The organism is Rhodopseudomonas infernalis (assembly GCF_022271405.1).
GTDB lineage: Bacteria > Pseudomonadota > Alphaproteobacteria > Rhizobiales > Xanthobacteraceae > Rhodopseudomonas > Rhodopseudomonas infernalis.
Genome location: NZ_JAJNAL010000059.1, coordinates 1 through 22330, shown reverse-complemented (window position 1 = coordinate 22330; position 22330 = coordinate 1). Strand labels below are relative to the sequence as shown.

The 22330-nt window shown below is 65.3% G+C and carries 20 protein-coding genes; 4 read left to right on the top strand and 16 right to left on the bottom strand.

Going from position 1 to position 22330, the window contains the following annotated elements:
- Nucleotides 1-553: 553 nt before the first annotated feature.
- The 3 genes from LPW26_RS23885 to LPW26_RS23875 all read right to left on the bottom strand — a co-directional run bounded on the left by LPW26_RS23885 (nt 554) and on the right by LPW26_RS23875 (nt 3494).
- Nucleotides 554-1456, bottom strand: a complete 903-nt coding sequence (locus LPW26_RS23885; RefSeq protein ID WP_238738236.1) for an MlaD family protein — start codon at nt 1454-1456, stop codon at nt 554-556.
- Between the two features lie 115 nt (nt 1457-1571).
- Nucleotides 1572-2339, bottom strand: a complete 768-nt coding sequence (locus tag LPW26_RS23880) for an ABC transporter ATP-binding protein (RefSeq protein WP_238738235.1) — start codon at nt 2337-2339, stop codon at nt 1572-1574.
- Between the two features lie 3 nt (nt 2340-2342).
- On the bottom strand, nt 2343-3494 hold the full coding sequence (locus LPW26_RS23875) for an ABC transporter permease (protein WP_238738234.1): 1152 nt from the start codon (nt 3492-3494) through the stop codon (nt 2343-2345).
- A 105-nt stretch (nt 3495-3599) separates the two neighbouring features.
- On the opposite strand from LPW26_RS23875, the gene dgcA reads away from it, so the two are divergent.
- Nucleotides 3600-4595: an N-acetyl-D-Glu racemase DgcA gene (gene dgcA, locus LPW26_RS23870; RefSeq protein ID WP_238738232.1), complete on the top strand. Its 996-nt coding sequence runs from the start codon at nt 3600-3602 to the stop codon at nt 4593-4595.
- Here the strand turns inward: dgcA and LPW26_RS23865 are convergent.
- Nucleotides 4565-5773: an MFS transporter gene (locus tag LPW26_RS23865; protein ID WP_238738230.1), complete on the bottom strand. Its 1209-nt coding sequence runs from the start codon at nt 5771-5773 to the stop codon at nt 4565-4567. The genes dgcA and LPW26_RS23865 overlap by 31 nt on opposite strands.
- 77 nt (nt 5774-5850) lie before the next feature.
- Here LPW26_RS23865 and LPW26_RS23860 point away from each other — a divergent pair, with 77 nt between their 5' ends.
- The gene (locus LPW26_RS23860; RefSeq protein ID WP_238738228.1) at nt 5851-7257 is read left to right on the top strand and encodes a hypothetical protein; all 1407 of its coding nucleotides are present in this window, start codon (nt 5851-5853) and stop codon (nt 7255-7257) included.
- A gap of 24 nt (nt 7258-7281) precedes the next feature.
- Here the strand turns inward: LPW26_RS23860 and LPW26_RS23855 are convergent, their stop codons facing one another.
- The 7 genes from LPW26_RS23855 to thiD form a co-directional block, all read right to left on the bottom strand.
- Entirely contained in the window at nt 7282-8268 is a 987-nt protein-coding gene (locus LPW26_RS23855; RefSeq protein ID WP_238738226.1) for a threonine/serine dehydratase, read from the bottom strand.
- Nucleotides 8269-8341: 73 nt separating this feature from the next.
- Nucleotides 8342-9400 (bottom strand): glycosyltransferase family 4 protein, encoded by a 1059-nt coding sequence (locus LPW26_RS23850; RefSeq protein ID WP_238738224.1) that lies wholly within the window; start codon nt 9398-9400, stop codon nt 8342-8344.
- Nucleotides 9400-10200, bottom strand: a complete 801-nt coding sequence (locus tag LPW26_RS23845; RefSeq protein ID WP_238738223.1) for a UDP-2,3-diacylglucosamine diphosphatase — start codon at nt 10198-10200, stop codon at nt 9400-9402. Before LPW26_RS23845 ends, LPW26_RS23850 begins: the two co-directional genes overlap by 1 nt.
- Nucleotides 10201-10253: 53 nt before the next feature.
- Complete coding sequence (locus tag LPW26_RS23840; protein WP_238738222.1) at nt 10254-10910, bottom strand: class I SAM-dependent methyltransferase; 657 nt, start codon at nt 10908-10910, stop codon at nt 10254-10256.
- Nucleotides 10911-11067: 157 nt separating this feature from the next.
- Nucleotides 11068-11652: a DUF1989 domain-containing protein gene (locus tag LPW26_RS23835; RefSeq protein WP_238738221.1), complete on the bottom strand. Its 585-nt coding sequence runs from the start codon at nt 11650-11652 to the stop codon at nt 11068-11070.
- Nucleotides 11649-12317 carry a guanitoxin biosynthesis heme-dependent pre-guanitoxin N-hydroxylase GntA gene (gene gntA, locus LPW26_RS23830; RefSeq protein ID WP_238738237.1) on the bottom strand — a complete coding sequence of 223 codons (669 nt, stop codon included), beginning with the start codon at nt 12315-12317 and terminating at the stop codon, nt 11649-11651. The genes LPW26_RS23835 and gntA overlap by 4 nt, the downstream gene beginning before the upstream one ends.
- 103 nt (nt 12318-12420) lie before the next feature.
- On the bottom strand, nt 12421-13221 hold the full coding sequence (thiD, locus tag LPW26_RS23825) for a bifunctional hydroxymethylpyrimidine kinase/phosphomethylpyrimidine kinase (RefSeq protein WP_238738219.1): 801 nt from the start codon (nt 13219-13221) through the stop codon (nt 12421-12423).
- Nucleotides 13222-13371: 150 nt separating this feature from the next.
- Between thiD and LPW26_RS23820 the strand changes: the two genes are divergently transcribed.
- Complete coding sequence (locus LPW26_RS23820; protein WP_238738217.1) at nt 13372-13617, top strand: Lrp/AsnC ligand binding domain-containing protein; 246 nt, start codon at nt 13372-13374, stop codon at nt 13615-13617.
- A gap of 18 nt (nt 13618-13635) precedes the next feature.
- Here the strand turns inward: LPW26_RS23820 and LPW26_RS23815 are convergent, their stop codons facing one another.
- From LPW26_RS23815 to LPW26_RS23800, 4 genes are all read right to left on the bottom strand, one after another.
- Nucleotides 13636-14553 (bottom strand): c-type cytochrome, encoded by a 918-nt coding sequence (locus tag LPW26_RS23815; RefSeq protein ID WP_238738216.1) that lies wholly within the window; start codon nt 14551-14553, stop codon nt 13636-13638.
- 115 nt (nt 14554-14668) lie between these two features.
- The gene (locus LPW26_RS23810; RefSeq protein ID WP_238738214.1) at nt 14669-15118 is read right to left on the bottom strand and encodes a c-type cytochrome; all 450 of its coding nucleotides are present in this window, start codon (nt 15116-15118) and stop codon (nt 14669-14671) included.
- A gap of 204 nt (nt 15119-15322) precedes the next feature.
- The gene (locus LPW26_RS23805; protein ID WP_238738212.1) at nt 15323-17629 is read right to left on the bottom strand and encodes a xanthine dehydrogenase family protein molybdopterin-binding subunit; all 2307 of its coding nucleotides are present in this window, start codon (nt 17627-17629) and stop codon (nt 15323-15325) included.
- 205 nt (nt 17630-17834) lie between these two features.
- Nucleotides 17835-18104: a hypothetical protein gene (locus LPW26_RS23800; protein WP_238738211.1), complete on the bottom strand. Its 270-nt coding sequence runs from the start codon at nt 18102-18104 to the stop codon at nt 17835-17837.
- A gap of 504 nt (nt 18105-18608) precedes the next feature.
- On the opposite strand from LPW26_RS23800, the gene LPW26_RS23795 reads away from it, so the two are divergent.
- On the top strand, nt 18609-20417 hold the full coding sequence (locus tag LPW26_RS23795; RefSeq protein ID WP_238738210.1) for a carbamoyltransferase family protein: 1809 nt from the start codon (nt 18609-18611) through the stop codon (nt 20415-20417).
- A 230-nt stretch (nt 20418-20647) separates the two neighbouring features.
- Here the strand turns inward: LPW26_RS23795 and murJ are convergent, their stop codons facing one another.
- Nucleotides 20648-22177, bottom strand: a complete 1530-nt coding sequence (gene murJ, locus LPW26_RS23790; protein ID WP_238738209.1) for a murein biosynthesis integral membrane protein MurJ — start codon at nt 22175-22177, stop codon at nt 20648-20650.
- Between the last annotated feature and the right edge of the window lie 153 nt (nt 22178-22330).

The window sequence follows — 22330 nt, the reverse complement described above, 5'->3', positions numbered from 1 at the left end:
AAATCGGTTCGACGTCACGGACGAGGGGCACCCCACCCTCTTACGTCATCGCCCGCGAAAGCGGGCGACCCAGTATCCCAGAGCATTTCGTTGGTCGGCACCAACATTGCCGCGAGCGCTCTGCAATACTGGATCACCCGCATTCGCGGGTGATGACAGCTTACTTGGGAGCACGGCCGTGCCCCACCCTCCGCCGTCATGCGCGGGCTCGACCCGCGTCCGGGGCCAGAGCCCCTTCGGCACGGCGAAGGCCCGCGCATCCATCGCGCGCGGAGCGCTGAGGAATGCCCACTCGCGAGGAGAGACATCTTGCGAAGAGGATGGATTGCCGGATCAAGCCCGGCAATGACGGGTGTTGTTAGTCCCACGGCCTGCCTCACTCTACCGCGGACGATCCCCCACATGGTCAACATTGACCGCGGTCGTCATAGATTCCGGGTTCGCGCGGAGCCTGTCATCGGGCCCGCCTAAGGCCGGCCCCGGTGGCACACCCCGGAATGACGAACGAGAGGCTGGTGCGATCGGCACTCGACCTCCCCTCGCCCAGCTCATCCTACTGCGTGCGGCGGCGCGGCGGGCGCGGCTGCTCGGCGCGGGCGGCGGCTGGCGGAGCGGCCTGGATGCGCGGCGGCTGCTGCTCCTGGGCGGTGTTGCTCGGCCCGAACAACAGGCGCGTCGGGTTGCGGTCGAGGTTATTCACCGCGCGGCTGATATCACCCAGCGTGCGGCGGCCATCGAGGATCAGCGCGTTGGAGCGCTTGTCGAGATTGTCGGCGAGTTCGCGGAACGACTTCACCGCCTGGAACAACTCGCCGCCGTCCTTGCCGCCGGCCAGCGCGTCGATGCCCTGCATCACGCTGTCGGTCTTGCCGATGACGCCGTCGACCTTGGCCATGATGCTGTCGATCTTGTCCGAGGAGCGCGCCAGGCTGGAGGTGAACACCTGCAGGTTCTGCAACGAATCCTTCACCGACTCGGCGTTCTCGGCCACCACCTTGTTGACGTTGCGCAGCGTTGCCTTGACCGACTCGGAGATGTCCATCAGCAGCTCGGGATCGGCGGTCAGCACCGGCACGCCGTCCTCGTCGAGCGGCACCGGCGGCGCCGATTCCATCCCGCCCTTCAGCGAGATCGCCGCGACGCCGGTGAGGCCCTGGAATTCCAGGCCGACCAGCGTGTCCTTGCGGATCGGCGCGGTGTTCTCGACCATCGCCAGCGCCACCACCCGCTTCGGATTGTCGAGCTTGACCGAAATCACCTCGCCGACCCGGACGCCGTTGAAGTTGACGCTGCCGCCGTTGCGCAGGCCGGACGCCGCGCCCTCGAACACCACCCGCAGCGGGCTGCGCGCCTTGGTGGAGTGCAGGCTCTGAAACCACAGCACGAAACCGAACGCGGCGGCGATGACCGCGAGGGTGAAGATGCCGATCAGGAAATAATTCGCCCGGGTTTCCATTACTCTACTCCGACCTGGTCCGGCGCCGCCGGCACGCTGTCTGTGCGCGCCAATTGCGGGCTGAAAGCGGCACTCGCTGTCGAAACATCCTGAACCACATTCGATTTGCGCATCGCTAACCGACCACCGCGCGTGCCCGCTTGCCGTGAAAATACGATCGCAGCCACGGATGCTGCGAAGCCTGCATATCGGCCATCGAGCCGGCCGCGATCACCTTGCCGTCACCAAGCACGGCAATCCGATCACAGGCGGTGTGCAGGCTGTCGAGATCGTGAGTTACCATGAAAACGGTAAGCCCCAAAGTCCGCTGCAGAGTACGCACTAGCTCGTCGAAATCGCCGGCGCCGATCGGGTCGAGGCCCGAGGTCGGCTCGTCCAGGAAGACGAGTTCCGGATCGAGCGCCAGCGCCCGCGCCAGCGCCACGCGCTTGATCATGCCGCCGGACAGTTCGGACGGGAAGCGGTCGAGCACCTCGGGCTTGAGGCCGACCATCACCAGCTTGGCGACGGTGACCTCGTCCATCAGCCGCTGCGACAGCTTGAGATACTCGCGGATCGGAAACTGGATGTTCTGCCGAACGGTCAGCGACGAGAACAGCGCGCCCTGCTGGAACAACACGCCCCAGCGCCGCTCGACGCCGCGCCGCTCCGCCTTGCCGGCGGCGTCGAGATCGATCCCGAACACCTCGATCGAGCCGCTGAGCTTCGGCACCAGCCCGATGATGGTCCGGGTCAGCACCGATTTGCCGGCGCCGGACGGCCCGACGAAGCCGAGGATCTCGCCGCGGCGGACGTCGAGGCTGAGTTCGTTGAGCACCCGGGTGGCGCCGAACTGCACCGAGACGTCGCGCACCCGGATGATCGGATCGGTCGCTGTCGGCATGCGTCAGATTCCAATCGACGCGAAGAAGATCGCGAACACGCCGTCCATCACGATCACGAAGAAAATGCCCTTCACCACCGAGGCGGTGGTGTGACTGCCGAGCGACTCCGCGCTGCCGCGCACCGCGAGGCCCTCGACGCAAGCGACGATGCCGATCACCGCCGCCATCACCGGCGCCTTGATCATGCCGACGGTGAAGTGATTGATCGAGATCGCATCGCGCAGCCGCAGCAGAAAGGCCTCGGGATCAACCCCGCCGTACAGCCACGCGACCAGCCCGCCGCCATACAGCGCCGCCATCCCGCCCAGGAAGGTGAGGATCGGCAGCGCGATGACCAGCGCGATCAGCCGCGGCACGATCAGGACGTCGATCGGATCGAACCCCATGGTGCGCAGCGCGTCGACCTCCTCGCGCATCTTCATCGAGCCGAGTTCAGCCGTGTAGGCGCTGCCCGAGCGGCCCGCCACCATGATGGCGACCAGCAGCACGCCGATCTCGCGCAGCACCAGCACGCCGAGCATGTCGACAACGAAGACGTCGGCGCCGAAGCGGCGGAAGTGAAAGATGCCCTGCTGGGCGATGATGCAGCCGATCAGGAAGGTGATCAGCACGACGATCGGCACCGCCCGCCAGCAGACCTGCTCGAGGTGATGCACCGTGGACGTAAGGCGGAAGGTCGATGGATGCAGGATCGCCCGCGCGACGCCGGCCAGCACCGCGCCCATCATGCTGATCAGCGCGACGATATCGTCGCCGAACGAATACATGGTGCGGCCGAGCTTCTCGACAGAGCCGCGCAGCGCACCGGACTCCCGCGCCGGCGGCGGTGCCGGCTTCACCTGGCGCACCTCGTCCACCAGGCTCGCATAGTTCGCCGACAGGCCGGCGATGCTGGCCTCGGCGCCGTCTTGAGCGAGATTGCGGCGCAGCCGTTCGATCAGCCAGGCGCCGAAAGTGTCGAGGCGCGCGACCTGAGACACGTCGATGAAGATGTTCGGCTTGGTTCCGGTGAGTTGCTCGGCGTCGGCGACGATGCGCTCCAGCGCCGGCGCGAACCGCGCGGTCCACGAGCCGGCGGCGCACAGCGCGAGACCTTCGCCGCGCGTAATCCGCTCGAGCGTTGGATCACCGTCCAAGGCCAATTGCTGTGCCATTTTGAGCCATCCGGAAAGTCAAACAGCGGCTTGTGGGGAACACCCGCTAACAGCCATACTTAGTTGCGCGGAGCAACCCTTGGCTTCAGTTTGTCAGAAATTCGAATGACTTCCATCAATCCGTCCCAATTTGATGCACGCCTCGAGCGCTGGCCGATCGCCGGTGCATTCACCATCAGCCGCGGCGCCAAAACCGAAGCCGTGGTTGTGGTCGCGAAGATCACGCGCGACGGCAACACCGGCCGCGGCGAGTGTGTTCCCTATGCGCGGTACGGTGAAACGCCCGACGGCGTGCTCGCCGCAATCGAAGCGATGCAGGAGCCGCTGCTGCGCGGGCTCGATCGCACGACGCTGCAATCCGCGATGCCGCCGGGCGCCGCCCGCAATGCGCTCGATTGCGCGCTGCTCGATCTCGAAGCCAAGCTGAGCGGCCGGCGCGTCTGGGACCTGCTCGGCGTCGCTGCGCCAACAGCGGCAACGACCGCATATACGATCTCCCTCGGCACGCCCGAAGCGATGGCCGAAGCGACCGCAAAGGCTGCAACGCGATCGCTGCTCAAGATCAAGCTCGGCGGCGACGGCGATGAGGCACGGATCGCGGCGGTGCGCCGCGCGGCGCCGAAATCGGAACTGATCGTCGACGCCAACGAGGCCTGGACCCCGGACAATCTCGCCCGCAACCTCGCAGCCTGCGCCGACGCCGGCGTCACGCTGGTGGAACAGCCATTGCCGGCCGGACATGACGAGGCACTGGCAACGATCCGCCGGCCGATCCCGGTCTGTGCCGACGAAAGCGTCCACGCGCGCGACTCGCTGCAAGCGCTGCGCGGCCGCTACGATGCGGTCAACATCAAGCTCGACAAGACCGGCGGCATCACCGAAGCGATCGCGATGGCGCAGGTCGCGCAGGCACTCGGTCTCGATATCATGGTGGGCTGCATGGTCGCGACTTCACTGGCGATGGCGCCGGCGATGCTACTGACGCCGCAGGCACGCTTCGTCGATCTCGACGGCCCGCTGCTACTCGCGAAAGACCGCGACCATGGACTTCGCTACGAGGCCAGCACCGTCTATCCGCCCGAACCCGCGTTGTGGGGTTGATCGACCGGCGCCGTCTCGAACCGGCGGCGAGCCAGCAGCACGACCAGCGCACCGGTCAGCGCCATCGCGGCCATCAGATCGTACACGGCGAGCCCGATATGAGCGAACAGCAGGCCGGACAGCATCGCGGCGCTGCTCATCGCCAGGCCCGTGCAGGCCGTGAAGTAACCCTGCGCCCGGGCGATGACATGGCCCGGCGCGTGCCGTACCAACAGGCCCATGGTGCCGAGCTGAGTCAGCCCGAACGTCGATCCGTGTAGCACCTGCACGGCGATCAGCACGGCAAGCGGCGGATCCTGCGCGGTGATCAGCCAGCGCACCACAGCGCTGAGGGCGCCGATCAACATCATCAGCGACGGCGCAATCCTCAGCCGCGGTGACAGCGCGAACACCACGATCTCGGCGAGCACGCCGAGGATCCACAGGCTGGCGATCGTCTTGCCGTCATAACCGGCGCCCTGCCAGACGATCGAGCCGAACGTGTAGTAGGCGGCGTGGCTGCCCTGAATCAGCCCCGCCGACATGATGATCGCCAGGAACGTCGGATTGCGCAGCAGTACGACGCGGCGCAGCGGTGCCGCCGGCCGTGTGCCGGGCGCATCGAGCGGCTGCAAGCCGAAGGCGGCGCAGATACCGAGCGCAGCTGTGGCGGCGATCACCCAGATCAGATGCTCCGGTGCGATCAGGTCGGCCAGCACACCGCTCACCAGCGCGCCGACGACGAACGCGGCTGAGCCCCACAGCCGCAACGGTCCGTAGTTCAGACCGAACCGTGTCACGGCTTTCAGCGCATAGCCGTCGGTCAGTGGCACGAGAGGCGTCCAGGCGCAGGCGGTGAGAACGAACACCGCAAGGATCGCCCATGGCCCTCGTAGCAGACCGAGGCACACAAACCCCAGCGCTGTGAGGCTGGCCGTGGTAATCAAGGCAGCGCGCAAAGCGTGACGCTGCTCGGCCAGCGCGGTGATGAAGGGCAGAACAGTGAAGCGCGTGATCGACGGTGCGGCAACGATCACGCCGATCCAGGAGGCTTCGATACCAATCGCTTTCAGCCACACGGTGAAGAACGGCAGATAGGTGCCGGTGACGCTGAAAACGGTCGCATAGAACACCGCGAGACCGACCGCGAATCGCTTCGGAGGCCCTGATTTTGTGGGGATTTTCGGTTCGGGGAACATCAATTCAATTGCGATTCAGGGCGGATCGTGATGATCGTTATCGTGACGTGCAGTGATTTGTGCAATGAGTCTCCGTGATGGCCGATGAAGCATTCGCACTTTCGCCGATCTCCGCTCGCGCGGCGATGCCGAGCGATGCGGACTATGACGCGATCCGCGAAGCCTTCATGGAGACGTCACGCGGGCGCTGGTTTCTCAGCGAATACGCCAAGCGTAACCGCAACGCCGACACCCGCATGGTACTCGACGCGGTCGCCCGCATCGAACAGAATCTCTCCGCTCAGAAGCAGGCTAACGGCTCGCCGGCAGTCGGCGATTCGCTGGTCGCGATCAGCGCGATCGTCGGCGAGGCGCGCGCCGAGGTGGCGAGAGCCATTGCGGGCCTCGACAACGACGCCACCCTGACGGCCGCTCGCGACGGCGCCCGCATCATCCGCGAAGTGTCGTGGACGCTGCGCGAATGCGGCGCCGATGTGCGCATCTGCAATCTGCTGGACAATCAGGTCACGGCGATCGAAGCGGGGCAGCGGCTGGTCAGCGAGATCGATCGCGAGGCCGTGCTGGCGGCGTTCGACGGCCTGCTCGACCGAGTTCATGATCTCGCCGGCCACGAGCGGCCGCATCGGTCCCAGCCGTTGCCTGCGAGCGATGACCCCACCTCGCCCGCGGCCGATGGTGACTTGCCCGAAGCGGCGATCATCGTGGCCGAGTCGCCGGATGCAGCCGAATCTCCGGTTCCGAGCGCCGCTGCGGCGCCTGAGTCGCAATCTGCCGAAGCGGCCGTGCTTGATCCAGCGCTGACGATCGTCACCGGCACTGCGACCGACGAACTCGAATTCGTCGAGGCTGGCAGCGTAGCAACGGCCGCCCCGTCCAGTTCAGCTCTGGACACGGCCGGCGCCGATGGCCTTGAACCGCCTGTCGGCGAGAACGAGGACGTCGACACCATGCTCGATCTGGTGGCGCTCGAAATGTCGGCGCCGCAACCCGACGAACCGGGCGAACTCGAAGCCGCCATCGAAGCCGCGCGCCTTGAGGCGGAACTGACGGAAGCAGCCGAGCGGGCAGAAGCACAGCAGGCTGAGGCGGTCCAGCGCGAAGCCACCACCGCACCCGACATCGCCCGATTGGTCGCCGAAGTTGCGATGCCGCACGAGCCGGCGATCGATCTATCCGGCGCGGAAACCGAGCAGCCGGGCGACATGCAGAGCTTCGAGATCGGCGAGCGCGGCGAGCCGCTTTACGTGCCCGAGCCGCCGCTTCACCCGGTCGCCGCTCGAATGGTTGAGCCGGCAACGGTTACGGCGCCTCCGGCTCCCTCGGCTGCCGCAGTTTCTGCCGCTCCGACCGCCGGTGCTTCGGCGTCGCTCGGCGCTGCCCTGCTGGCGAGCGGCATGGTCACCAACCCCGGCCAGGCGCGCAGCGATGCGCTTGCGCCGCTGCGGCGGATGAGCCAGCCCGAGAAGATCGCGTTTTTCTCCTGATCGCCGTTCATTCGGCGACGCTCGTTACGCGATCAGTTTCGCGAACAGATCGGCGTCCACATTGCCGCCCGACAACACAATCGCGATGGTCTTGCCGCGCGCATCAATGTGGCCGGCCAGCAGCGCCGCCAGCGCGACCGCGCCGCCCGGCTCGACCACTAGCTTGAACTCGCGGAAAGCGAAAGCCACGGCCTTGCCGACCTCGGCATCGGTTGCCGTTACGCCACGCGACAAAAGCTGCTGATTGATCGCGAAGGTGAGCTCACCCGGGATCGACGCCATCAGCGCGTCGCAAATAGTGCGGCCTTCGGCCTTGTGCGGTTCGCGGCGCCCGGCCGCGATCGAGCGGGCGTGGTCGTCGAACGCTTCTGGTTCGGCCGACATCACCGACGCTTCGGGAAAGCGCGTCGTCACCGCGAGCGCCGTGCCAGCGACGAGGCCGCCGCCGGAGGCGGGCGCGACCACGATATCGGGCGTGATGCCGAGCGCGGCGAGATCGGCCGCGATCTCGCGTCCGACAGTGCCCTGCCCGGCAATTACTTTCGGATCGTCGTAAGGCGGCACCAGCGTCGCGCCGCGGCTGCCGGCGATGTCGCGGGCGATCGCTTCGCGGTCCTCGCGGTCGCGATCGTACAGCACCACCTCGGCGCCGTAGCCCTTGGTGCGCTCACGCTTCGACAGCGGCGCATCGGCGGGCATCACGATGGTGGCGCGCATGCCGAGGATCTGCGCCGCAGCGGCGACGCCCTGGGCGTGATTGCCGGACGAGAACGCCACCACCCCGCCGCCGCGCATGGCCTCCGGGATCGACGATAACTTGTTGAATGCGCCGCGAAATTTGAACGAGCCGGTGCGCTGTAGCATCTCCGGCTTGAGATACACGCGCGCGCCGGTGACGGCGTCGAGCGCCGGCGAGGTCAGCAGCGGGGTGCGCACCGCATAGGGCGCCAACACGGCGGCGGCGGCGTCGATCTCGGCGGCGGTCACGGGTAGTGAGACTGAATCCATCATGGCCGCATCGTAGCGTCGGGGCAGGTCGCGCAGCAACGCACGTTGGCTTGAGGATCAGACCGACCAAGAGCGGTCAGGCGACCAGGCTGCGCGGCTTGCCGGTGTCCTGCGACAACATCGGTTCCGGGTCCATCAACCACACCCGAGTAACGTTGTCGATGAAGGCGAGTGCCGACGCGACCCAGGTATGCTTTGCGGCAAACTCGAGGCAAGCGTCGCGGGAGATCGACAGTGCGCCGAGGCACGCCTGGCGCAGATCCTCGTTCAGGACTCCGACCGGCGCATCGCCGATCACGTCCCGCGGGCCCGTCACCGGAAAGGCTGCGACCGGCACGCCGCTGGCGAGCGCCTCGAGCAGCACCAGCCCGTAGGTGTCGGTCTGGCTCGGAAATACGAACACGTCCGCAGCGGCGTAGACCTGTGCGAGGGCCTCGCCCTGTTTGGCGCCGAGGAACACGGCCTGCGGGAAATCACGTTGCAACGTCACGCGTGCTGGGCCGTCACCAACGACGACCTTGGTGCCTGGCAGATCGAGTGCCAGAAAGGCCTCCAAGTTCTTCTCGACCGCGACGCGGCCGACCGAGAGGAACACCGGGCGCGGCAGGCCGAGATCGACGCCTTGGCGCGGACGAAACAACTCGCCGTCGACGCCGCGCGGCCATAGCACCACGTTGTTGAAGCCGCGGTCGCGGAGTTCATCGGCGAGCGCCGTCGTCGCTGCCATCACCGCGTGGCTCGCGCCGTGGAAACGCCGCAGCAATGCCCAAACCAGCGACTCCGGAATGGGCGCGCGCGCGGAAATATATTCCGGAAAGCGGGTGTGGAAGCTGGTCGTAAAACGCAGCCCCCGCTTGATGCAGTAGCGCCGCGCCATCAGGCCGATCGGGCCTTCGGTGGCGATGTGGATGCAGTCGGCCTGCGCGGCCGTGATCAGGCGGGCGATCTTGGCTGGGTTTGGAATGGCGACGCGCAGATCCGGATAGCTCGGCAGCCGCACCGTCGGAAACGGCTCGGGCGTCAGGAACACCACTTCGGTGCCGAGCGTGCGGGCCGCCTCGGCCATCATCGTCAGCGTCCGCACCACCCCGTTGACCTGCGGGTGCCACGCGTCGGTGGCGATCAGAATACGCATCAGGCGGCACGCCGCTCCGCAACCTGCGGCACCGGCAGGTTGCGCTTCAGCGGATCGGTCCAGGTGATGATTTCGAACCGGCCGTCCTCGTGCTCGACCAGCGCGGTGCAGCTCTCGACCCAGTCGCCGCAGTTCATGTAGCGGATGCCGTGATCGTCGCGGATCGCGGCGGTGTGGATGTGGCCGCAGATCACGCCGTCGGTGCCGGTGCGGCGGGCTTCCTGCGCCAGCGTCTGCTCGAACGCGCCGATGTAGTTGACGGCGTTCTTGACCTTGAGCTTGGCCCATTGCGACAGCGACCAGTACGGTACGCCGGCCCAGCGGCGCAGCGCGGCGACGACCCGGTTGAGGCGGATCGCCAGATCGTAGGCCTTGTCGCCGACATGGGCGAGCCAGCGCGCGTTCTGCACCACGAGATCGAACATGTCGCCGTGGATCACCAGATAGCGCCGGCCATCCGCGCCGACATGGATCGCGCTCTCGGCGACTTCGATGCCGCCGAAATGCGTGCCGTAATACGAACGCAGGAATTCGTCGTGATTGCCCGGGATGTAGACGACCCGGGCGCCTTTGCGCGCCTTGCGCAGCAGCTTCTGGGCGAAGTCGTTGTGTGACTGCGGCCAGTACCAGCTCGATTTCAGCGCCCAGCCGTCGATGATATCACCGACCAGGTAGATCGTATCGGCATCGTGGACGCGCAGGAAATCCAGTAGCAGGTTGGCCTGCGAGCCGCGCGCACCGAGATGAACGTCTGAAATGAAAAGCGTACGGAAACGTCGTTCCGGTCCGTCGTCGCTCATCGTCTTTGTCCCATGCCAGGCTGCCGGCGGCAGCGAATGACAATGCGGTGGCTCTACGCTGCCAGCGACGGGCCGGCTCGTTCGAAGCACACCAGCGTGTAGATGCCGAACGGCTTGATCTTGCGCCGCTCGACCAGGATCGCGTCGCTGTTGGCCTGAGCCCAGGCCTGCAGTCGCGCGAAGGGGAATTCCGGCCGCAGCCCGAGGCCGCGCGTCTTCTGCGCCGCCCAGCGCTCGACCGCGGCGGCAACGCCGACTTCGGAGTACAGATGATTGACCAGGATGATACGACCGCCCGGCTTGACCACGCGGTGACACTCCGACAGCACCTGCTCGGGATTTTCGACCAGCGTGATGACGAACTGCGCGACGACGCAGTCGAAGCTGGCATCGTCGAACTGCAGATGGTGCGCATCCATCTGGCGCACGGCCTTGACCCACGGATAGCGGCCGGTCGCCATCTTGGCGCGGGCCTTCTCCAGCATCGGGACGCTGAGATCGATCCCGGTGATTTCGGTCGACGCATCGTAATCGTCGAACGACAGCCCGGTGCCGACCCCGACTTCGAGGATCTTGCCGCCCTGAACCCGCGCTTCGGCTGCGGCCGCACGCCGCCCTTTGACCATCACTGGTCCGCACACCGCGTCGTAGATCGGAGCCCAGCGGGCGTAGGCGGTCTGAACCAGGGATTTGTCAAGATCGGGAGTCATTGGGGCCGTCGCGAATCTGGAAATCTTCAGTGATTTCCGATTATCAGCGGAGTGCGACGGTGCTGCGACAACCCGCCCCGGGGGCCCCCCGGCCTTCGTCGAAGGCGGGGACAACTATTGTCTGAGACGACCTCCGGGTCCTGCGAGGATCAGCCGCTCAATCGATCCGATAATCGATCGGCTTGAAGGCGTAGTTGTTCGATTGCAGGGCCGAACAGGCCGTCAGGCCGACGATGAGATCCATCTCGGCACGGAACCTGACGTAGCTTCCGGCGCGGCTGAGCGGGGCTTCCACCGTGAAGGCGCCGGTCTCGGGCGCGATCGCCACGTTCATGAAGCAGTTGAACGCCACTGGGATCGCGTCGGACTCGACCCCATACGGCGCGAGCGCCGCTTCCAGATTGCCGAAACAGCCCTGATGCGGATTTTCATCGTGATAGATGATCTTGAAGGTCTCGCGCGAGCAAGGCGTCAGCAGGAAGTCGTGCCGGCCGACCGTGTCCTCGACGATCCTCAACATGACGTTGCTGCGGTTGGAGTAGATCAGATCATTGGTCGTGAGATACAATTTGCTGGCGTAGTCCAGACTGCGCCCCGACGAGATCGCCTCGCGAAGATCCTGCGCATTGAACACGACGAGATCCGCGACCTGCTCGCCCTGCGGGTCGATCACGGTTAGATGTTCGCCCTTGCGCAGCCGGAATGCGGTGCCGGAGCGCGGCGGGATGGTCGCGACGCTCATACGCGTTCCACCGGATGAAACGGACACTTCCATTCCGGATCGGCGATGATCCGGCCGCTGTACTGACGCGCTTCCGAACTCACGCCATGCCGTGCCAGCATCGGGTTCGGAGTTCCAGCCAGAGCGATATCTCGCGCGATGATCTTCTCGCGCATTTTCTCGTAGAGGCCTTGCCGGCGTAGCTGCTCGAACTGATCGTGCAGATTGAACACCAGCACCGGACGCTCGAAGCGCCGGGCCGGACGACTGGCATGCGGATGCAGACCGACGATGAAGAAGGCCTCTTCACCGAAGCTCAACGAGAAATGCGGATTGTCCGGATCGCTGCTGACGCGTTGATCGTGAGGCTTGCCGAGCCAGGTGTCCTTGTTGGTCAGGCTTTCGGCGCGCGCCCACAAATAGGTCTCGAACGTGGGCTCGTCGATCTCATCAGGACCTTCGAAGATCACCGCGAAACTCCTGAACAACGCGCGATCTGCGCGGTAGCTCGCAACGACGTTAGTGATTCCGTCGTAGATGCGACGGTCGTCCCAATTGGACCTGATATCTCGCGCGACCAGCACTTCGAGCGTGCCTTTGGCGAGAGCGGATTTCGCACCGACGCAGGGGAACTCTGACTGATGAATGAAACTACGAAATCGGTCGGATAAACTCGGTGGCGTCATTGGTGCTCCTTGGGCCCCACCAACGCGCAAGGTTCACCTTAGTGCCTAGATTTAGTTTATTTCTGCAGCCTGGCAACTATCGCGCGTGTCAGTGACACGCCGATCAGTCGAACGCATGGAAATGGTGGATCGGACCGTGCCCACGGCCGATCTGCAGCCGATCGGCGGCGGCGATCGCTTCGCTGATCCAGGCCTTGGCGTGCCCGACCGCGATCTCGAGTTGTTCGCCTTTGGCAAGCCGGGCGGCGATTGCGGAGGACAGCGAGCATCCGGTGCCGTGCGTGTTTTTGGTCGCGATCCGCGGCGCCACCAGCGCCACCGTGCCGGCCGCGCTGAACAGATAGTCCGTGCTGGTCGGCCCATCCCCATGGCCACCCTTGATCAGCACCGCCTCGCACCCGAGCGCGAGCAGCTGCATGCCTTGGCGTTCGATCGCAGCCTGATCGGCCGCCATCGGTTCGTCCAGCAGCGCCGCCGCCTCCGGCAGGTTCGGGGTGATGATCCGGGCCCGCGGGATCAGCCGTGTCCGCAGGGCGTCGATACAGTCGTCATCGATCAGCCGATCGCCGGAGGTGGCGACCATCACCGGATCGAGCACCACATTGGGCGGCGACCAGCGTGCCAATCCGTTGGCGATCGCCTCGATCACCTGACGTTGGGACACCATGCCGATCTTGACCGCGGCGACGGCGAGATCGCTGAAAACGGCGTCGATCTGCGCCGTGACGAAGTCCGCCGGCACCGCATGAATGCCGGTGACGCCGAGCGTGTTCTGGGCGGTTAGTGCGGTGATCACCGAGGCACCGTAGACGCCATTGGCGGAAAACGACTTGAGGTCGGCCTGGATACCCGCGCCACCGCCCGAATCGGACCCTGCGATCGTCACTGCGATCGGAATTGCCATATCTTGCTCGCGTGTGGTCCGTGGACGGGCCGGACCGACCCGCAAGGTGCACAATCCGTGGTATCGTGCCGCTCGGCCGGCTGCAAGCTTGCCTCGCACCGCCGTTTTAGGCTTGATGGCCCCCGATCAAGCCTCGGAGAAGACAACGCGATGATCCCGTTTTTCGTTCAGTTCAAATGCGAACTCGGCAAGTCCTACGCGGTGGCGAACGCCATCGCCGAGGCCGAGATCGCGTCGGAGATCTATTCGACCGCGGGCGAGTACGATCTGCTGGTGAAGTTCTATGTCGACCGCACCACCGACATCGGCCATTTCGTCGCCGAAAAGGTCCAGGTGATCCCCGGCATCAAGGACACCCACACCATCATCACCTTCAAGGCGTTCGGCCCCAAATGACGTCCGGGCGACCGCCGCTCACTTGCGCGGCGGACGCGCCGGCCCGTCGACCGGCGGCAGCGACTTCAAATAGACCGCCATCGCGTCGCGATCCTGCCCGCTAAGTTGCGAGGTATTTCGGATCACCCGCGCCATCGAACCGCCGGCGCTGTCGCCTTCCGGCGTCATGCCGGTCTCGAGGAAATAGGCGATATCCTTCTCGCTCCAGTCCTTGAGGCCCTTCTGGGTGATGTTCGCCACCCAGCCCTTGCCCTCGGGATCCGGCCCGCCGGCGAAGCGCTGGGCGCTGACGAGGCCGCCGAGCGCATTGCGCGGGCTGTGGCATTCGGCGCAATGGCCGAGGCCGTTGACCAGATAGGCGCCGCGATTCCACTGCGCGCTCTGCGCCGGGTCCGGCGTGAACGGCTTGGTATCGAAGAACAGCAGTTTCCAAACGCCAACGGCGCGCCGGATGTTGAACGGGAACGGCAGTTCGTGCGGCGGCGCCGTGTTCGAAACGGCCGGCAGCGTCTTGATGTAGGCGAACAGGTCGCGGACGTCGTCGACCTTGGCATGGGCATAGGACGGGTAAGGAAATGCCGGATACAGATGCGCGCCGTCCGGGGCGGTGCCGCGCATTACCGCGGTGACGAATTCGGCCTCGCTCCATTTGCCGATGCCGGTGGTTGGATCAGGCGAAATATTGGGGACGTTGAAGGTGCCGAACGGCGAGTTCATCGCCAGACCGCCGCCAAGCCGGGTGCGGTCATCCTGTCCCGGCGTCGCGTGACAGGATGCGCAGCCGCCAGCGTCGAACGCGACCTTGCCGTTGGCGAGGTCGGGCGTTCGTTCCGGGAGTGCGCTCGCAGCGATCGTGGCCGGAGTGGTCAGTATCCACAGAACCGCGCCCGCGATCAGCGCCAACAGCACGAGAGCCACGCCCAACCTTCTAGCCACAGTCGATCCTTTTCGGCGAAAGCAAAAAGCGTCTCCGCAGGCCGGACCTGCGGGGACGCGGTCATCATCATCGGCAGCACAGCGGCGGATGGGGGCCCGCCGCGCCGCGCGCCGCCTAGCCGTCCTTCAGGCGGAAGCCTTCGTGGCAGCTGCCGCAGGACTTGCCGATCGCCGGGAAGGAGGCCTTGAGCGTGTCGAGATCCTTGACGTTGGCCTTGGCGTCATTGACGGCCTTGGCGAAGGTCGCGATCTCGGCGTCGAACTTGGCGCGCTCTTCCCAGATCTTCGGCGAGGCGCTGTACTTGCTGTCGGTCGCCTTCAGCCCCTTCACGCTCTCCGGAAACTGCTTGGGCAGTTCCTTGGCGGTCTCGTCGAACTGCTTCAACGCGGCGTCGACGGTGGCCTGATCGTAGGGCTTCTCGCCCTTGGCCATCGCGCTGAGCTGCATGATGTTCCGGCCGTTGTCCTTCATCATCTTCTGCGTCTTGTCGACCACGCTCTGCTGCGCGAAAACCGCGCTCGCACTGATCAGCAGGGCTCCCGCCACCACGACTGTTCGCAACATTGCCTCGTCTCCCTGGGCTCAAGTCGAACCAAAGGTCCGACAGCCGGACCCGATTCTTCCAAACACCGATTTGATAGAACTATTCCAACTCGTCAAAGAGATGACAGCCTTGCAGGTGCGATCTCTCACCGCACCTGTCCAAACGCCCCACAGAATCGTACCGCCTCGCGCCGCCGATCACATAATCGTCAACACCGGCGCCGCTTACAGGCGATGCCGCCGCTGGTGCTCGCGGATTGCCATCCATACCCGTTCGGGTGTCGCCGGCATGTCGATGTGGTCGATTTGGTATTCGCGCCATAACGCGTCGATGATGGCGTTGACCACCGCCGGGCAAGACCCGATCGCCCCGGCTTCGCCCGCGCCCTTCACGCCCATCGGGTTGGTGGCGCACGGCACGTTGGCGGTTTCGAACACGATCGGCGCGGCGTCGGCTGCGCGTGGCATCGCGTAGTCCATGAAGGTGCCGGTCACGAGCTGGCCGTCGTTCGGATCGTACACCGCGCGCTCCATCAGCGCCTGGCCGATGCCCTGCACGGTGCCGCCATGGACCTGACCGGCGAGCAGCAGCGGGTTCAACGTCACGCCGAAATCGTCGACGATGACGTAGTTGACGATCCTGATCTTGCCGGTGGCAGGATCGAGCTCGATCTCGACCAGATGGGTGCCGTTCGGATAGGTGCCGTCGGCGCTGGAGAAGCTCGCGCTGGCATTGAGCTTCGACGCATCGACACCCGGACGTTTGGCCAGATCGGCAAACGAGATCGACCGGTCGGTGCCGGCGATCCGGATGAGGCCGTCGCTGATTTCGAGGTCCGCCGCGCTGGTCTCCAGCGCGTCGGCCGCGATGTCGCGGAGCTGCTCGCCGAGCTGGTGCGTGGCGCGCTGCACGCTGACGCCGCCGGACGGGATCGACGCCGAGCCGCCGGTGCCGAGCCCCGTGGCGATCTTGTCGGTGTCACCCTGGACGACGCGAACCCGTTCCGGCGGCACGCCGAACTGCTCGGCGACGATCTGTGCGTAGGCGGTCTGGTGACCCTGCCCGCTCGACTGGCTGCCGATCAGTACGGTGATATCGCCATCCGGATCGAGGACGACCTTGGCGGTCTCCTCGCCCATCGTGCCGCAGACCTCGACATAGGAGGCAAGCCCGATGCCGCGCACCAGACCGTGCTTCTTCGCCGTCTTGGCGCGCTTGGAAAATTCCTTCCACTCGCCCACTTCCATGGCGCGCTTCAGATGCGCCGCGAAGTCGCCGGAGTCGTAAACCTTGCCGGTCGCGGTGGTGTAAGGCAGCGCGCGCGGCGCGATGAAGTTCTTGCGGCGGACCGCGTCGGGCGACATCCCGAGTTTGCGGGCGCAGGCATCGACCAGCCGCTCGATCACATAGGCCGCTTCGGGCCGCCCCGCACCGCGATAGGCGTCGACCGGCACCGTGTGGGTGAACACAGTGCGGATGCGGCAGTGAAACGCCTTGATGTCGTAGAGCCCGGGCAGCATGCCGGCGCCGCCATAGGGAATGTACGGACCGAAGGTCGACAGATAGCCACCGAGGTCGCCGATCAGATCGACATCCATGCCGAGGAACTTGCCATCCTCCGCCAGCGCCATCCGCGCCGTGGTGATGTTGTCGCGGCCCTGCGAGTCGCCGACGAAATGGTCGGAGCGGTCGGCGGTCCAGCGGATCGGCTTGCCGATTTTCTTGGCGGCGACCGCCAGCAGAGCGTACTCGCGATACGGAAACAGCTTGGTGCCGAAGCCGCCGCCGACGTCCGGACAAATCACCCGCATCTTCTCGGTCGGAATCTTCAGCACGTTCTGGCACAGGATATCGCGCAGCCGGTGACTGCCCTGGCTGCCGATCGTCAGCGTAAAGTGATCGCGCTTAGCGTCGTACTCGCAGACGGCGGCGCGCGTCTCCATGTAGTTGGTGACGATGCGCGGATTGACGATCTTGATCTCGGCGACCGCATGCGCCTTGGCAAATGTCGCTTCGGCCGCAGCCTTGTCGCCGATCGCCGCGTCGAACAGGACGTTACCCGGAAATTGCGGCCAGACCTGCGGCGCGCCGGGCTCGATCGCAGCGCCGGCGCCGATCGCCGCCGGCTGCGGAATCCACTCCACCGCGATTGCCTCCAGCGCATCGCGCGCATGCGCCAGCGTATCAGCGACAACGAACGCGATCGCATCACCGACATGGCGGACTTCGCCGCTGGCAAGGATGGGGTAGTTCGGTCCCTGGAACGGCTTATCAGGCAGATTGAACAGGCACGGCAGACCACCCAGATCCTTGACGTCTTCGGCGGTGAGGATCGCCAGCACGCCGGGCAACTGCCGTGCCGCCGCGGCGGCGAGCGTGAAGGTTGCATGCGCGTGCGGCGAACGCAGCACCAGCGCATGCGCCGAAGCCTGCGGTGCGTAGTCGTCGGTGTAGCGGCCTTTGCCGCGGATCAGAGGATCGTCCTCCTTGCGTATGACGCTTTGGCCGACGCCGAACTTGGTGGGAGCCATGGTTCACCCTCCGTGCGTATTGTCGTCGTCATCTTGCAGCGGAACGGCGCGACACGCAAACGCGACTCAGTATCTTCACGAGTGCGCACCAACGGATCGAACACCGGATACGAAAAGAACACCGGATAAGAAAAAAGGTGCACCGGCTACCCGGTGCACCTTCGTCAACTTGATCGCCGCGTCGGGCGATGTGGCCGCAAGCGGCTTAGTAGCAGATCACCCGGCCGTAGACCGGATTGAACATGCAGCGGCCGCCGTAACCCCAGCCACGACCGCGACCGCGACCGCCATAGAACCCGCGCCCACCGCCGCGATAAAAACCGCCGCCGCGCCCTCGTCCACCGCGACCGAAGCCGCCACCGCGACCACGGCCGCGCTGCGCGTCAGCCTTGGTAGTGGTCGCCGTCAGGAACGCGGCCGACGTGCCGACGAGGCTGAGGGCATAAATGCCGGTCAGCGCTACTGCCGCGAGCACGCGCGCGAGCATTCCTTTTCGGGCCTTCGAAACATTTTGAGCCATCTACGTTTTTCTCCCGGTCGGTTGAGCATTGAACAAGACTTCGCCTGGATTGGTGACAGGATCCGCCGTGAGGGTTCAAATGCGTTTGGATCTAACCGAATTTTTGCGGCCTCAATTCGACAAGATTAGGAGCAAGCAACGGCTTGGGTCAAGTTGACGTCGATAAATTCAGTTCGTCGCCACGAGGGCTTGGCCAGGGCGCGAGAAACGCGCGCGACGCTCACGAGTTTCAAATGGTGCATTGCGACATTGACCATCCTAAAACCGTCTCGATCACACCGTCCATGAACACATTCATGTCCCTGATGGGTTTTGGCATGCATTTGTGCGAAGATTTACAACCACAATGAACCACGGCGTCGCGCGCATCGACTTCGAGATGACGATCCACTCCAAGTCGTAGCGCCGGCGCCCGGGCCACGATCCGCTTCCGAATGCTCCTCTGCAGAAACGAGCTCAATGTCCAGACAGCACAGCTATATCCTCGGCCTCAACACCTACGACCACGACGTCAGCGCGTGCCTGCTGCGCGACGGCGAGATCGCATTCGGAATCGAGAAGGAGCGCGTTACCCGTGAGAAACACGCGACGGGCTTCTACAAGGAGGTGATCGACTATTGCCTGAGCGCCGAAGGCATCACCATGGCCGACGTCGATCTGGTGGTGCGCAACTGTTACATCCTGCCGGTCCCGGAGATGGAAGACCGGCTGATGTATCAGGATATGCCGGCGTTCCTGCCCGAGCATGAACGGCCCGATGCCAGCACGCATGCGCTGTTCCGCAGCCAGTCCGACAAGGTGAAGACGATCTCGCATCACCTGGCGCACGCCTATAGCGCGTTCGCTCCGTGTCCGTTCGAGGAAGGCGTGGTGATGATCGTCGACGGCGTCGGCAGCTATCGCTCCGATGTCGACGAGAGCTTTCCCGGCGACGAGGCGACCCCGCTCGCCCGCGAGTCCGAGAGCTACTACAAATTCAGCGGCAGCAAGCTGGAGTGCCTGAAGAAGATCTGGATGGAACCCGAGCGGGGGTTCCTGTCCGACGAGTTCTACAACATGCCCGGTCTCGGCGCCTATTACAGCCGTGCGTCGAGCTACGTGTTCGGTGACTGGAACAAATGCGGCGAGCTGATGGGGCTGGCGCCGTATGGCCGGCCGAACGCCATTCCGCCGATGCTGCAATTCGAGAACAACAAGCTGACCGTGCCGCATTGGACCGCGGAGCTGAATCAGCCCTACATCATGGACTCGCCGGGCAAATGGGAGACCCACCCGGCGATGCAGCATTGGGAAGACCTCGCCTGGCGGGTGCAGGACGATACCGAGCGGGTGCTGCTCGAGCGCGCGCGCTGGCTGCGCGAGACTACTGGGGCCAAGAATCTTTGCATCGCCGGCGGCGTGGCGCTGAACTGCGTCGCCAACGGCCGGATCGCCCGCGAAGCCGGATTCGAAAACGTCTGGATTCAGCCCGCCGCCGGCGACGACGGCATTGCGATCGGCTGCGCCTATTACGGCCACCTCGCCGTGCAGCAGAAGCCGCGCAACTTCGAAATGAAGCACGCCTATATCGGCCGCCCCTATGCGGACAGCGAGATCGAGGAGGCCACCAAGCGCTTCTTCATCAAGCCGCAGATCAACGTCGTGCGCAGCAACGCGGTCTACAAGGAAACCGCCAAGCTGCTCGCCGATCAGAAGGTGATCGGCTGGTTCCAGGGCCGCTCCGAATTCGGACCGCGCGCGCTCGGCCATCGCAGCCTGCTCGCCGATCCGCGCCACGCCGAGATGAAAGATATCCTCAACAGCCGGGTGAAGCATCGCCAGCCGTTCCGGCCGTTCGCGCCGATCGTGCTGAAAGAGCGCGCAGACGAGATCTTCGAAGGCGCGGGCGACTCGCCGTTCATGCTGATGGCCAAGCCGGTGGCCGCGGCGTGGCGCGACAAGATCCCGGCCGTCGTTCATGTCGACGGCACGGCGCGGGTGCAGACGGTGGACGAAGAGACCGCGCCGGATCTCTACTACATCCTTAAGGAGTTCGAGGCACTGACCGGCGTGCCGGTGCTGGTCAACACCTCGTTCAACATCAAAGGCGAGCCGATCGTCGAGACCCCGCGCGACGCGATGGCCTGCTTCCTCACCACCGGCATCGATTATCTGGTGATGCACGACACCATCGTGTCGAAAAACAAGGCGCACCGCTTCATCAACCCGGTGCTCGAAGTGTATTCGGACGTCACCAATCTGGTGCGCTCGACGACGCGGGTGGGGTGACTCGAAAGAACCACGCGTCGTTGAGAGGTGGGAGCGCGCTGTGACCCGACCACGCCGCCTCCCGCACAGCGTCGTCCCCGCGAAGGCGGGGACCCATAGACCCTAGAGTCGCGGCGGAGTGATGACGGTCCTACACATACGTCGACGTTGCGCAGAACTTTAACGCCAGGGGTTATGGATCCCCGCCTTCGCGGGGACGACGGGCCGAGAGGTTGTTCGGATCTCGTTAATCAGCCCCGCACCAGCCGCTTCAGCCAGCGCGGGCCGAACAGCAGGAGCACAGCGGCGCCGTAGACGACGGCACCCACCACGATCAGCAACAGCAGGGCAGCCTCGTCGCGCAGCGTTGGGAGTTGCGCGAGGTACGGCGCGCCGAACCAGGTGGTCGCCCATAAGGCCGCGCCGAGCAGCAAGCCGACGACGACAAACTTGACGATCGCCATAGTCAACGCGCGGTCGAAGGCCAGATAGCCGGCCCGCACCGAGAAGAAGATCACCAGCAACAGGTTGATCCAGGCGCCAGCGGCGGTCGCGAGCGCGAGGCCGACCTGCGCCAAAGGCCCCATCAGCAGCACTTTAAGGATCACGTTCGCCGCAACGCCGGTCAGCGCCGCCTTGACCGGCGTCGCGGTGTCCTTGCGCGCGTAGAACGGAGCCACCGCGCTGCGGATCAGCACGAACGGGATCAGCGCGATCGCGTAAGCGGCGAGCGTCGCGCCGGCGGACAGCGCATCGGCGCGGGTGAAGGCACCGCGCGCGAACATCGCCCGCATGATCACGTCCGGCACCGTCAGGAAGGCAGCGAGGAACGGCATCGAAAACAGCAGCGTGAATTCGAAGGCGCGGCGCTGCGACGCCTTGGCGCCGGCATCGTCGCCGGCGGTGAGCTGCCGTGACATTTCCGGCAGCAGCACCGTGCCGATCGCGATGCCGATCACGCCGATCGGCAATTGATTGAGCCGATCCGCGTAGTACAGCGCCGACAGCGCGCCGGCCGGCAGGAAGGTGGCGATGATGGTGTCGGCGAACAGCGCGAGCTGCGTGCCCATCGAGCCGACCGTCGCCGGGCCGAGCGCGCGGAAGAAGGCGCGGATGTCGGGATCGAGCTTCGGCTTGGCGAAGCGTGGCAGGCCGCCGTGCCGCGACAAGTCGCCGGCGAGCAGGAAGTACTGCAGGAAACCGGAGATCAGCACGCCCCACGCCGCGGCGTGACCGGCGGTCGGAAATAACGCGGCGAGCGCCAGCGTGGCCATCATCGAGATGTTGAGAAAGATCGACGCCGCCGCGGCGCTGGCGAAGCGCTGCATCACGTTGAGGATGCCGCCATACAGCGTCACCAGGGTGATCAGCAGCAGATACGGAAAGGTGACCCGCGTCAGATCGATCGCCAGCCCGCGCTGCGCCGGATCGTCGGTGAAGCCGGGCGCCAGGATGCTCATCATCTGCGGCATGAACGCCAGCGCAACCGCGAGCAGCACCAGCTGCGAGACGAACAGCAGCGTGAAGACGCGGTCGGCGAACAGCTTGGCCGAGGCTTCGCCCTTCTCGCCATGCACATGCGCATAAGCTGGTACGAAGGCGGCGTTGAAAGCCCCCTCGGCGAAGATCGCGCGGAAATGATTGGGCAGCCGCAGCGCCACGAAGAACGCGTCGGCGATCGGTCCCGCGCCGAGGATCGCCGCGAGCATGATGTCGCGGGCGAAGCCGGTCAGTCGCGACAGAAGCGTGAAGCCGCCAACGGTGAAAATGCGCCTGAGCATGCGCCCGCTTCTACAGGAAGTGGCGAGACCGCAAAACCGGAAACGGCTTCCGGCCCTCCCCTTGCCCCTAACCCCAAGCGAGTCATTCCGGGGCGGGGGGGGGGGGGGGGGCGCCGGCGCGGAAACCCAAATTTTTTGGTTTTTTTTTTTATG

Bases quoted from the DNA above. Each gene is read 5' to 3' on its own strand.
- LPW26_RS23885 (WP_238738236.1), bottom strand. From the start codon at position 1,456: ATGGAAACCCGGGCGAATTATTTCCTGATCGGCATCTTCACCCTCGCG.
- LPW26_RS23880 (WP_238738235.1), bottom strand. From the start codon at position 2,339: ATGCCGACAGCGACCGATCCGATCATCCGGGTGCGCGACGTCTCGGTG.
- LPW26_RS23875 (WP_238738234.1), bottom strand. From the start codon at position 3,494: ATGGCACAGCAATTGGCCTTGGACGGTGATCCAACGCTCGAGCGGATT.
- dgcA (WP_238738232.1), top strand. From the start codon at position 3,600: ATGACTTCCATCAATCCGTCCCAATTTGATGCACGCCTCGAGCGCTGG.
- LPW26_RS23865 (WP_238738230.1), bottom strand. From the start codon at position 5,773: ATGTTCCCCGAACCGAAAATCCCCACAAAATCAGGGCCTCCGAAGCGA.
- LPW26_RS23860 (WP_238738228.1), top strand. From the start codon at position 5,851: ATGGCCGATGAAGCATTCGCACTTTCGCCGATCTCCGCTCGCGCGGCG.
- LPW26_RS23855 (WP_238738226.1), bottom strand. From the start codon at position 8,268: ATGATGGATTCAGTCTCACTACCCGTGACCGCCGCCGAGATCGACGCC.
- LPW26_RS23850 (WP_238738224.1), bottom strand. From the start codon at position 9,400: ATGCGTATTCTGATCGCCACCGACGCGTGGCACCCGCAGGTCAACGGG.
- LPW26_RS23845 (WP_238738223.1), bottom strand. From the start codon at position 10,200: ATGAGCGACGACGGACCGGAACGACGTTTCCGTACGCTTTTCATTTCA.
- LPW26_RS23840 (WP_238738222.1), bottom strand. From the start codon at position 10,910: ATGACTCCCGATCTTGACAAATCCCTGGTTCAGACCGCCTACGCCCGC.
- LPW26_RS23835 (WP_238738221.1), bottom strand. From the start codon at position 11,652: ATGAGCGTCGCGACCATCCCGCCGCGCTCCGGCACCGCATTCCGGCTG.
- gntA (WP_238738237.1), bottom strand. From the start codon at position 12,317: ATGACGCCACCGAGTTTATCCGACCGATTTCGTAGTTTCATTCATCAG.
- thiD (WP_238738219.1), bottom strand. From the start codon at position 13,221: ATGGCAATTCCGATCGCAGTGACGATCGCAGGGTCCGATTCGGGCGGT.
- LPW26_RS23820 (WP_238738217.1), top strand. From the start codon at position 13,372: ATGATCCCGTTTTTCGTTCAGTTCAAATGCGAACTCGGCAAGTCCTAC.
- LPW26_RS23810 (WP_238738214.1), bottom strand. From the start codon at position 15,118: ATGTTGCGAACAGTCGTGGTGGCGGGAGCCCTGCTGATCAGTGCGAGC.
- LPW26_RS23805 (WP_238738212.1), bottom strand. From the start codon at position 17,629: ATGGCTCCCACCAAGTTCGGCGTCGGCCAAAGCGTCATACGCAAGGAG.
- LPW26_RS23795 (WP_238738210.1), top strand. From the start codon at position 18,609: ATGTCCAGACAGCACAGCTATATCCTCGGCCTCAACACCTACGACCAC.
- murJ (WP_238738209.1), bottom strand. From the start codon at position 22,177: ATGCTCAGGCGCATTTTCACCGTTGGCGGCTTCACGCTTCTGTCGCGA.